Origin of the sequence: uncultured Oscillibacter sp. (assembly GCF_910587525.1) — a bacterium.
GTDB lineage: Bacteria > Bacillota > Clostridia > Oscillospirales > Oscillospiraceae > Oscillibacter.
Window position 1 is genome coordinate 1 of record NZ_CAJULS010000083.1, and the last position, 10748, is coordinate 10748.

Below are 10748 nucleotides of genomic sequence, written 5' to 3' on the forward strand. Positions count from 1 at the left end.
CCGGCTTCCTGGTCCAGCTTCTCGATGTAGACCACGTCGCCCTCGGCCACCTTGTACTGCTTGCCGCCGGTTACGATGATTGCGTTCATGCTTGTTTCAACTCCTTCATTACGGGCTCGCTGTCGGGGGTGGTCCGGAGGGACGCTTTCAGACCCATTCAAAGCGGCTTATCAAGTATATCAGCGGAATCTCAAAAAGTCAACGCTTTTTTGGCAGAATCCTGCCAAAATTCGGCTCCTCAATCGTCCAGTTCCTGTTCGAACTCCAGAATCTCACCGGTGACGGCATCGATTTTATACTCGTGCTCATATCCGCCGGATTTGAAGTTAATCTCGTAAGCGCAGCACCCCGTTCCGTGATGAGACCCGTAGCCGCTGTGGCGGCTGTCGTGATGGTCCAGCTCCACGGCGCAACGGGTGACGCTATCCGCCGTGAGGCCAGCGTGACCATAGGCAATTTCCTTGGCACGGGCCTCGCTGATGTAGGAGACAGCGTCCCCTGTGAGGATCCCCTGGGCGCTCTGCGCCGCGGCGTAGCCGTCGAGGGCCTCCTTTTCAAACTTCACAACGCTGCCGTCGGCGGCGCTGACCTCATAATCGTACTCGTATCCGCCGGAGAAAAACTCCAGCTCATAGACAGAGATGCCGTCGTCAAAATCCAGCTTCCATTTATAATTGGAGGTGCTGTCCGCCGCCACGCCGGCGTGGGCCAGAGCGATCTCCTTGGCACGGGCCTCGCCGATATCATTTCCGGATGCACCGCTCTGTCCCCCCTGGGGCGCGGAGCTTCCGCCGGAGGCCGGAGCAGAACTTCCGGAGGCGCCGGCGGGCGTCTGGCCCGGGGAACTCCTGGGGTCCGGCTCCTTTTCAAACTTCACCACGCTGCCGTCGGCGGCGCTGATCTCATAGTCGTACTCGTACCCGCCCGAGAAAAATTTCAGCTCGTAGACCAGAGCGCCGGCTTCATAATCCAGCTTTGCCGGTTCTCCGGCGGCCGAGTCCCCCGTGACGCCCGCGTGGTCAAAGGCGATCTCCCATGCGCGCTCCTCCCCGATTTGTCCATCCTCCGGGGCAGAGGCTTCCGGGAGCGGGGCCGCCGGAGCGGTATTGTCCGCCTCCCTGCTGAACTTCACAATGCTCCCGGTAGCGGCGCTGATTTCGTAGTCGTAGCTGACGCCGTCCGCCCTGAACTTCACCTCGTAGACCAGAGCTCCGCCGCTCTCCTCCCGGGAGATCTCGTAGCTGGAGAGGTCGTTTTCCGCCACCTCCGCGTGGTTCAGCGCCGCGGACTTCGCCGTCTCCTCTCCAATGTCCCCGCCGGGACCCGCTGACCGGCCCAGCCAATAGGCGCCGGCAATCACCGTCAGCGCCAGCACGCCGCAGGCGGCGATGATTCCATAACGCTTCATATTCCTCCTATTCTCCTCTGCCATGACATTGCCTCCGTCCGTATTTCCTCAATCGTAGGACAGCCGCTCCGCGGTCCAGTCCGCGATCAGGTTTGCATAAAACCTGCAGACGGCCCGCCCGGTTTCCACGTTCAGGTTGATGTAATTGCCGCACTCCTTGGCGCTCTTTCCGGGCATCTCCCCCCGGAACTCCCCGGCGGCGGCAAAGATCTCTTTCAGCAGCTCCACTGCGCCCTCCAGGGAGAGGCGGCTGCCGTCGAAGAGGAAGTAAAATCCGGTCTGGCACCCCATGGGGCCAAAGTAGACCACGGCGTCCTTCTCCCTGGAGTTCCGCAGAAGCGTGGCGATCAGGTGCTCCGCCGAGTGCATCTCGGCGTTGGTCAGAAGGTCTCCGGTATTGGGCCTCTTGAACCGGAGGTCAAAGGTCACCACGTCCCCGTCCCGGCGGGAGAGGTAGAGCCCCGGCTGGAGCTTATTGTGGTCCACGGTAAAGCTGGCAATGCGTTCCATAATCACGCTTCCTCCTGCTGTAATAATTTGGCAAATGGCAGCACAATCCTGCCCAGGTTCTCCAGCGCCTGGCCATAGTCGAAATACTCCTCCATCTGACTGTCATAGAACAGATGGTCAGACACAGATTTCAGGGACACGAACCGCGCGCCGTTCCGCAGGCACACCTGGGCAATGGCGCACCCCTCCATCTCCACCAGGTCCGGATGAAAGGTGTCCCGAATCCAGGCGGAGCGTTCCCCCTTGACGGCAAACCAGTCCCCAGTGGCCACCCTGCCCAAAACCGCCTCACACCCCATAGTCCGCAGCAGCGCCGCGCACCGCTCCGGCTCCCAGGTGGGAAATTCCGTCCGGTTTACAGTGGAGACCATGCCCAGCGGGTCTCCCGCGCCGGAGGTGTCCACGTCGTGCTGGACAAATTCCGAGGCCACCGCCAGCGTGCCGGTGGGCAGGTCCGTGGCGCAGCCGGCGATGCCGGCGTTCAGAATCAGGTCCACGCCGTATTTCAGGCACAAAATCTCCGCCGCCATGGCGGCGTTCACCTTGCTGACGCCGCCCACGCAGGCGGTCAGCCCCTCTCCCAGGTCGTAAAAGGGAACGCCGGAGACGGTTTCAAAGGGCTCCAGCGCCTCCGTCCCTGGCAGGGCGCGGAACTCCACAGGCATGGCGAATTGCAGCGCAACTTTCATGGGTCATCCCTCCTATTCTAAATCCGGCAGCCGTTTGCCGCACTTACCGCAGTACAGGAAATCCCCGCTGAATTTCGCACCGCAGTAGGGGCAGAAGCGGTACGCGCCCTCCGGCGGCGGCTCCTCCCGAGCCCGGCGGTCCAGGGGGTCCGGCTCTTCGCCGTCCTCAGTGATGTCATATTCGGAAAACCGGTTTTCCCCCGTGGCGTTTTTGAGGTTATAGGCGGCCTGGACAATCCCCACAATGATAAAGAGTACGCCGAAGGCCAGGAAGAACGGCGGCGCCCCCATGGATGCCGCGGCGCCGGTCCAGATCACGCCGAAGATCACGCCGATCACAGACCCAAACGCCCCCATGGCCGACGGGCCCCGTCCGGGCTTGACACTTTTCACCAGAGATCCCTCCCTTTCCGCGCATCTGTTTTTCCCGCCGCCGGGGCGGCCGGGTGTTCTCTAAGTGCTATTTTAGCATCGGAGGAGCGGGAGGTCAAATCCTTTTTCACCGAAGCCCTGCCTCTGAACCGGCAAATTTTTCTCGACTTCCCCAGCGGGAAATGATATATTGGATTAATATAACGCAATTCCGCAAAGAGGGGGGCCGGACATGAAGTTGAAATATCTGTTGGGTCTGCTGGCCGCCCTGTGGGTGACGGTCCTCCCCGCCCTGGCCCCCGCCCTTCCGGCGGCGCCGGAACCCCCGCAGGTCAAGGCGGCAGTCCTTCGCCATCCCTTTCCCCAGATCCCCCCGGAAGAGCTCCCGCCGGAGGAGCCGGAAATACCGGAGGAACTGTCCCCGCCGGAGGAGGACGGCTCCTTCACCATCGTGCTGTCCTTCACAGGAGATATGCTGCTGGCCTCCGGCCACGGCCAGCGGGCGGCGGGAAACTTTCTGGACTTCGCCGCAAAACAGGAGCCGTCCTACTTCCTGCAAAACGTGAAGCCCATTTTTGACGAGGACGACTTCACCGTGGTAAACCTGGAGAACGTGCTCACCGACCGGACCCTGACTCCCCGGGAGAAGACCACAGACCCTGCCTTCTGGTTCCGCAGCGGCACCAAAAACACCGCCATCCTCACCTCCTCCGGGGTGGAGGCCGTTTCTCTGGCCAACAACCACACCGGCGACTACGGCGCCGCCGGATACAAGGATACCGTCAAGGCTGTCACGGAGGCAGGGCTTCAGTACGGCGACAACACCCACCCCCTCTATCTGGAGAAAAACGGCTTTCGCATCGCCGTGATCTGCAACGGGCTGTGGAACGAGGGGCAAGCCGCCTCCATCGTCAAGCGGCTCCAGGCGGCAGAGGCGGAGTCCGATTTTCAAATCGTCTTTTACCACGGGGGTGCGGAGGGCGTCCACGCGCCGGAGGCTTGGAAAGTCCGGGCCTCCCGCCGCCTGGTGGACGCCGGGGCGGACCTGGTGCTGGGCAACCACCCCCATGTGCTCCAGCCCCGGGAGATCTACAAGGACAGGGAGATCGTCTACTCCCTGGGAAACTTCTGCTACGGCGGCAGCCGTTATCCCCAAAACCGCACCGCCATCTACCGCCTGACCCTGACAGTGCAGGACAGTGCGCTGGTGAGCAGCTCCGCAGAGCTGATCCCCTGCTATGTCCACACCGGCAAAGTGAACAACTACTGCCCCGCTCCCATCACCGACGGGGAACAGCGCCAGCGGGTGCTGGATTTCATGGATGGAAAGGTGGAATCTCCCCTTTGAGAACCGCCGCCGGCCGGCTGAGACGGCCGGCCGGCGGTATTTCTAATAAATTTTGAGTTTCCCTAAATTTTTTTCAGTTTTTGTCTTGCTTTTTTCTTTTTCTGTGCTATCATGTCCCTGGAAGCTAAAAATTTTTCAGGATCCAAAAATAAATTTTATCGGAGGCGACCGGCTATGAAAGAGGCCATCAAGTGGACCGTCAACCATATGCCCAAAAGCGATGACCGGCAGCTGGATGTCATGTCCCTGCCCAATGTGGCGAAGGCCCGTTTTTTCCACAGCAGTTTCCCCCAGTACTCCATCACCCCCCTGGACCAGCTCAGCGGCATGGCCGCATACCTTGGCCTGGGCGGCCTGTTTGTAAAAAATGAGGCCCACCGCTTCGGACTCAACGCCTTCAAGGTGCTGGGCGGCTCCTTTGCCATGGCCCGGTACATTGCCCAGGAGATGGGCCGGGACGTGTCCGAGATGACCTACGACTACCTGACAAGCGAGGCCTTCCGCCGGGAGTTTGGCCAGGCCACCTTTTTTACCGCCACCGACGGCAACCACGGCCGGGGCGTGGCCTGGGCGGCCCATAAGCTGGGCCAGAAGGCAGTGGTCCACATGCCCAAGGGCAGCAGCAAGCCCCGGTTCGACAACATCGCCAAAGAGGGCGCCCAGGTGACCATCGAGGAGCTGAACTACGACGACTGCGTCCGTCTGGCCGCCGCCGAGGCGGAGCGGACCGAGCACGGCGTCATCGTCCAGGACACCGCCTGGGACGGCTACGAGGAGATCCCCTCCTGGATCATGCAGGGCTACGGCACCATGGCAAGCGAGGCCGCCGACCAGCTGCGGCAGGTGGGCGTAAACCGCCCCACCCATGTGTTCATCCAGGCCGGCGTGGGGAGCCTGGCCGGGGCCGTGGTGGGCTACTTCACCAACCTCTTCCCCAACGATCCCCCCAAGTTCATCGTCATGGAGGCCATGGCGGCGGACTGCCTCTACCAGGGCGCCCTGGCCGGGGACGGCAAGCCCCGGAAAGTAGACGGCGACCTGCGGACCATCATGGCGGGTCTGGCCTGCGGCGAGCCCAACACCATCTCCTGGGACATCCTGCGCAACCATGTCTCCTCCTTCGTCTCCTGTCCCGACTGGGTCAGCGCCCGGGGAATGCGGATGCTGGCGGTGCCCGTGAAGGGCGACCCCACCGTGATCTCCGGTGAGAGCGGCGCGGTGGGCATGGGGCTCATCGCCGAGCTGATGGAGAACGACTGGTACCGGGAGTTCCGGGAGTCCATCGGGCTGGACCGGTTCAGCCAGGTGCTGCTGTTCTCCACCGAGGGCAATACCGACCCCCTGAAATTCCGGAAGGTAATCTGGGACGGGGAATACGCCACAGTATGACGGCTCTTTTTCAATAAATAAAACGGCCTCGCCGGGGAAACTTACCAGAGTACCCCGGCGGGGCCTTCAATCAATTTCAAGCAAAGTCAACCAATTCGCTTTTCGCCTTGCTCAGAGGGGAAAAACATGGTATACTCCCCTTGACAGCGGCCCTGGGCCGCAGCTCGGAAAACGCCATTAAATTAGGAGGAGCTATGAAACAAGCAATCCAAATCGGAGCCGGCAACATCGGCCGGGGCTTTATCGGCGCACTTCTCTCCCAGGCAGGCTGGCATGTCACCTTCGCCGACGTGGTGGAGCCCATCATCGAGGCGCTGAACCGTGACCACGGTTACACCGTTCACATCCTGGACCGGGACGCCGGCGAGACCTCCATCAGCAACGTGGACGGCGTGATCTCCACCTCTCCGGAGTTTGCCCAGCGGGTGGCCCAGTGCGACCTCATCACCACGGCGGTGGGCCCCAATGTGCTGCCCGTCATCGCCAAATCCATTGCGGCAGGCATCCAGGCCCGGAAGGCCGCCGGAAACACCGCCCCCATGAACGTGGTCTGCTGCGAGAACGGCCTGCGCACCACCACCCGCCTGAAAAACGAGGTGGTGAAGCACTTGGGCCAGGAGGAGACTGCCTTCCTGGAGGAGCATATCGGCTTTGCCGACTGCGCCGTGGACCGCATCTGCCCCAAGCCCAGCTTTGAGAACATCCTGGACGCCGCCGTGGAGCGCTACTGCGAGTGGGACGTGGAGTCCGCCGCCTGGAAGGGCGAGAAGCCGAACATTCCAGGCCTGACCTTCGCGGACAACCTCATGGCTTACTTGGAGCGCAAACTGTTCACCCTCAACAGCGGCCATGCCATCTGCGCTTACCTTGGCTATATGAAGGGCTACAAGACCATCAAGGACAGTATCGCCGATCCCGCCATCGGCGGCATCGTCCACGCCGCCATCTCCGAGAGCGGCGAGGGCCTGATCCGGGAGTTCGGCTTTGACCCCGACGTCCACCACGCCTATGTGGAGAAAATCTTCGCCCGCTACCAGAACCCCTTCCTGGAGGACGAGGTCCTGCGGGTGGGCCGGGAGCCTATCCGGAAGCTGGAAGCCGGCGACCGGCTCATCAAGCCCCTGGTCACCACCGCCTCCTACGGCCTGCCGGTGGATCACCTGATCTTCGGCGCGGCGGCGGCCCTCCGCTTTAACTGCCCCGAGGACCCCCAGAGCGTAGAGCTGCTCCAGAGGGTTCAGTCCGAGGGGCCGGCAGCGGCCCTGGCGGCTTACTCCGGGCTGAAGCCGGAGAACCCGCTGACCGGGCGCATTCTGGATGTCTACCGGGCATTGGCCATCGTATAACCATCATCTGGTATCGTCAAATCACGTTCCCGGCGCCGCATGGCGCCGGGAACGTATCTTTTTTGGTAATTTTCCATATCTTCCAAAGGGATTTCTTTACATCCCTGGTATATTGCACAAATTTATATACTCTTTTTTGTGATTGAAAATGATTGTTTTTTAGTTGACTCTGATTGTAAAAGATTGTATTATAATCTCACACAAGCAAATCAAGCATTTTCAATCACAAAGAGAGCGGGTGAAGCGATGCTGGCAGAACAGCGTGCAGAGACTATTTTGAAGGAATTGGCGGAGCGGCGGGCCGTCAGCGTCACGGACCTGTGCCAGGTGACCGGGGCCTCCGAGGCCACCATCCGGCGGGACCTGAACACCCTGGCGGCCCAGGGTAAGCTCAGCAAGGTCCACGGCGGCGCGGTGCAGCTGAACAGCGAGTTCCTCAGCCAGGAGCCGGAGATGTCCGTCAAGCGGGGACTCCACATTCCGGAAAAGGAACGCATCGCCCGGTATGCCGCCGCCCTGATCGAGGACGACGACGTGGTCTTTCTGGACGGCGGCAGCACGGTGATGCGCATGACGGAGCACCTGAAGCCCACCAAGGCCCTGTTCGTCACCAACGGTATGGAGTGCGCATTCTGGCTCTTGGAACGGGATGTGCGGGTGTACGTCCTGGGCGGGGCGCTGAAACGGGACACCGCCGCCGCCGCCGGAGCGGAGACCATGGACTCTCTGCGGCGGTACCACTTCACCAAAGCCTTCCTGGGCGCCGGCGGCGTCACGGTGAAGGAGGGCTTCACCGTAGCGGACCCGGAGGACGCGGCGGTCAAGGCCCTGGCGGCCGCCCGGGCCCGACAGGCCTATATGCTGGTGGACTCCAGCAAGTTCGGCCGGATCGGCGCGGCGGCAGTGCTCCACGCTGACGAGGCAGCCATCATCACCGACCGGGCCCCGGGCCGGGAGTTTCAGGACTACACCGAGGTGACGGTGGTCTGAGAAACCACGCCCGAAATTGAGTGATTTATGATTGAAAGGTCATAATGATATTACTATTTTATTATGAAAGGAAGCAATCATCATGGTATCTGCGAAGACAAAGGTCATCAATCCCCAGGGGCTCCACATGCGTCCCGCCCAGCTGTTCGTCACAGAGATGAACAAGTATCAGAGCGAGGTCTCCATCGTTTTCAACGGCAAGCCCATCAACGCCAAGAGCATCATGAACCTCATGGCCTCCTGCATCAAGCAGGGCAGCGAGATCGAAATCCAGTGCACCGGCGAGCAGGAGTCCGAGGCCCTGGCCGCCGCCGTGAAGCTGGTGGAATCCGGCCTGGGCGATATGTAACAGGAGGTGCAGGATGATTCTGCGAGGGATCGCCGCCTCTGACGGCATCGGCCTGGGCCGGGCGGTGTGCGTCCGGGAGGAGAGCCTGGACTACTCCGCCGTCACATACTCCGGCAGGGACTCCGAGAAGGCCCGCCTCCAGGAGGGCATTGAGCGGTTCAACCAGCGCACCTCCGCCATGGCCGCGGAGATCCGGGAGCGGGTGGGCCAGAAGGAGTCCGAGATCCTCACCGGCCAGGTGTCCATGCTGGCCGACCCCTTCATGCTCTCCCAGATGCAGGAGGCCATCGACGGCGGCGCCTGCGCCGAGGCGGCGGTGGACAGCATCTGCACCATGTACGCCGACATGTTTGCCGCCGTGGAGGATGAGCTGATGCGCCAGCGGGCCACCGACGTGCGGGACATCCGCTCCCGGCTCCTGTCCATCCTGCTGGGCACGGAGGGCGTGGACCTCAGCCGCCTGCCTGCCGGCAGCGTGCTGGTGGCCCAGGACCTGACCCCCTCCATGACAGTGGGGCTGAAAAAGGAGAACGTGGCCGCCATCCTCACCGCCACCGGCGGAAAAACCAGCCACTCCGCCATCCTGGCCCGGGCCCTGGAGCTGCCCGCGGTACTCAGCGTCCAGAAGGTGCTGGACACCGTAAAAGACGGTGACGGCCTCATTGTGGACGGCAGCGAGGGCATCGCCATTTTGAACCCCGATGAGCGCACCCGGGGCGAGTACCTGGTCCGCCAGGAGGAGTTTTTGAAGCGCCGGGCCGCCCTGGAGGTCTACCGGGACCAGGCCACCGTGGACGCCGACGGCAGGCAGTACGGCCTGTACGCCAACATCGGCTCCGTGGAGGACGCCAAGTCCGCGGCCCAGTCCGGCGCGGAGGGCATCGGACTGTTCCGCACGGAGTTCCTCTTCATGAACCGCACCAGCCTGCCGGATGAGACCGTACAGTATGAGGCCTACAAGGCCGTCTCCCAGATCATGGCGGGGAAGGAAGTCATCATCCGCACTCTGGATGTGGGCGGCGACAAGGCCATTGAGTACCTGGGCATGGACAAAGAGGAAAATCCCTTCCTGGGCCACCGGGCCATCCGGTACTGCCTGGACCGGCCGGAGCTCTACAAGGTCCAGCTGCGGGCCCTGCTGCGGGCCGGAGCCGAGAACCACAACATCAAGATCATGCTGCCCCTGGTAACCTGTGTGGACGAGGTGCGGGACGCCCGGGAGCTGCTGGAGCAGTGCAAAAAAGAGCTGGAGGAGTCCGGCGTCCACTACGACAAGGACATTGCCCTGGGGGCCATGATCGAGACCCCGGCGGCGGCCCTCATCGCAGACCTGCTGGCCCGGGAGTGCGACTTCTTCTCCATCGGCACCAACGATTTGACCCAGTACACCATGGCGGTGGACCGGGGCAACGCGAAGGTGGAAAAGCTGTACTCTCCCCTCCAGCCGGCGGTGCTCCGGTCCATCCGGAACGTCATCACCGCCGCCAAGGAGGCGGGCATCCCCGTGGGTATGTGCGGCGAGGCCGCGGCGGACCCCCGCCTGCTGCCCCTGCTGATGACCTGGGGCCTGGACGAGTTCTCCGTCAGCGCCTCTGCGGTGCTGTCCACCCGGGCGGCCATCCGCAAGTGGCTGGGAGACGAGGCGCGGAAGGTCACCGGGGAGGCCATGGGCCTGTCCACCCTGGCCGGGGTGGAAGGGTATCTTGCCGGCTCCACCGCCCAGTGAGCCTCTCACAACATAATGATAGAGAAAGGAATTTCTGAACCATGAAAGAGCGCGTTCAAAAATTCGGACGGTTCCTCAGCGGCATGGTAATGCCCAACATCGGGGCCTTTATCGCCTGGGGCCTCATCGCCGCCTTCTTCATCCCGGCGGGCTGGTTCCCCAACGAGACCATCAACAGCATGGTGGGGCCCATGCTCTCCTACCTGCTGCCCATTCTCATCGGCTACACCGGCGGCAAGGCCGTAGGCGGCCAGAAGGGCGCCGTCACCGGCGCCCTGGCCACCCTGGGCGCCATCGCCTCCACCGAGAGCACCATGTTCATCGGAGCCATGATCTGCGGTCCCTTAGGCGGCTGGTGCATCAAGAAGTTTGACGAGAAGATGGAGGGCCATATCCCCGCCGGTTTTGAGATGGTGGTCAACAACTTCTCCGTAGGCATCATCGGCGCGATCCTGGCCATTTTGTCCATCTACGCCATCGGCCCCGCCTGTGTGTTCCTCACAGGAATTCTGGAAAAGGGCGTGGGCTTCCTGGTGAGCCACAGCCTGCTGCCCCTCACCGCCGTGCTGGTGGAGCCCGCCAAGGTGCTCTTCCTGAACAACGCCATCAACCACGGCGTCT

General features: G+C 62.3%; 12 protein-coding genes. 7 read left to right on the forward strand and 5 right to left on the reverse strand.

The window, feature by feature from the left end:
• From QZ326_RS08495 to QZ326_RS08515, 5 genes are all read right to left on the reverse strand, one after another.
• Nucleotides 1-89: bL21 family ribosomal protein (locus QZ326_RS08495; RefSeq protein WP_295743944.1), on the reverse strand; the 89-nt coding region annotated here is incomplete at its 3' end.
• Nucleotides 90-238: 149 nt separating this feature from the next.
• A complete protein-coding gene (locus tag QZ326_RS08500; protein ID WP_295743914.1) occupies nucleotides 239-1408 on the reverse strand; it encodes a PepSY domain-containing protein in 1170 nt (389 codons plus the stop codon).
• Between the two features lie 48 nt (nucleotides 1409-1456).
• Nucleotides 1457-1918 carry an S-ribosylhomocysteine lyase gene (locus QZ326_RS08505; RefSeq protein WP_295743918.1) on the reverse strand — a complete coding sequence of 154 codons (462 nt, stop codon included), beginning with the start codon at nucleotides 1916-1918 and terminating at the stop codon, nucleotides 1457-1459.
• A 2-nt stretch (nucleotides 1919-1920) separates the two neighbouring features.
• The gene (locus QZ326_RS08510) at nucleotides 1921-2607 is read right to left on the reverse strand and encodes a 5'-methylthioadenosine/S-adenosylhomocysteine nucleosidase (RefSeq protein WP_295743919.1); all 687 of its coding nucleotides are present in this window, start codon (nucleotides 2605-2607) and stop codon (nucleotides 1921-1923) included.
• A 12-nt stretch (nucleotides 2608-2619) separates the two neighbouring features.
• The gene (locus QZ326_RS08515; protein WP_295743921.1) at nucleotides 2620-3000 is read right to left on the reverse strand and encodes a zinc ribbon domain-containing protein; all 381 of its coding nucleotides are present in this window, start codon (nucleotides 2998-3000) and stop codon (nucleotides 2620-2622) included.
• Nucleotides 3001-3211: 211 nt separating this feature from the next.
• Between QZ326_RS08515 and QZ326_RS08520 the strand changes: the two genes are divergently transcribed.
• The 7 genes from QZ326_RS08520 to QZ326_RS08550 all read left to right on the forward strand — a co-directional run.
• Complete coding sequence (locus QZ326_RS08520) at nucleotides 3212-4327, forward strand: CapA family protein (protein ID WP_295743923.1); 1116 nt, start codon at nucleotides 3212-3214, stop codon at nucleotides 4325-4327.
• 174 nt (nucleotides 4328-4501) lie between these two features.
• Nucleotides 4502-5716, forward strand: a complete 1215-nt coding sequence (gene dpaL / locus QZ326_RS08525) for a diaminopropionate ammonia-lyase (protein ID WP_295743926.1) — start codon at nucleotides 4502-4504, stop codon at nucleotides 5714-5716.
• Nucleotides 5717-5910: 194 nt separating this feature from the next.
• Entirely contained in the window at nucleotides 5911-7062 is a 1152-nt protein-coding gene (locus QZ326_RS08530; protein ID WP_295743929.1) for a mannitol-1-phosphate 5-dehydrogenase, read from the forward strand.
• A 246-nt stretch (nucleotides 7063-7308) separates the two neighbouring features.
• Nucleotides 7309-8052: a DeoR/GlpR family DNA-binding transcription regulator gene (locus QZ326_RS08535; protein ID WP_295743932.1), complete on the forward strand. Its 744-nt coding sequence runs from the start codon at nucleotides 7309-7311 to the stop codon at nucleotides 8050-8052.
• Between the two features lie 82 nt (nucleotides 8053-8134).
• Nucleotides 8135-8401 (forward strand): HPr family phosphocarrier protein, encoded by a 267-nt coding sequence (locus QZ326_RS08540; RefSeq protein ID WP_295743936.1) that lies wholly within the window; start codon nucleotides 8135-8137, stop codon nucleotides 8399-8401.
• 13 nt (nucleotides 8402-8414) lie between these two features.
• Nucleotides 8415-10127, forward strand: a complete 1713-nt coding sequence (gene ptsP / locus QZ326_RS08545) for a phosphoenolpyruvate--protein phosphotransferase (protein ID WP_295743939.1) — start codon at nucleotides 8415-8417, stop codon at nucleotides 10125-10127.
• 41 nt (nucleotides 10128-10168) lie between these two features.
• A partial coding sequence (locus QZ326_RS08550; protein ID WP_295743941.1) for a PTS transporter subunit EIIC occupies nucleotides 10169-10748 on the forward strand: 580 nt, incomplete at its 3' end.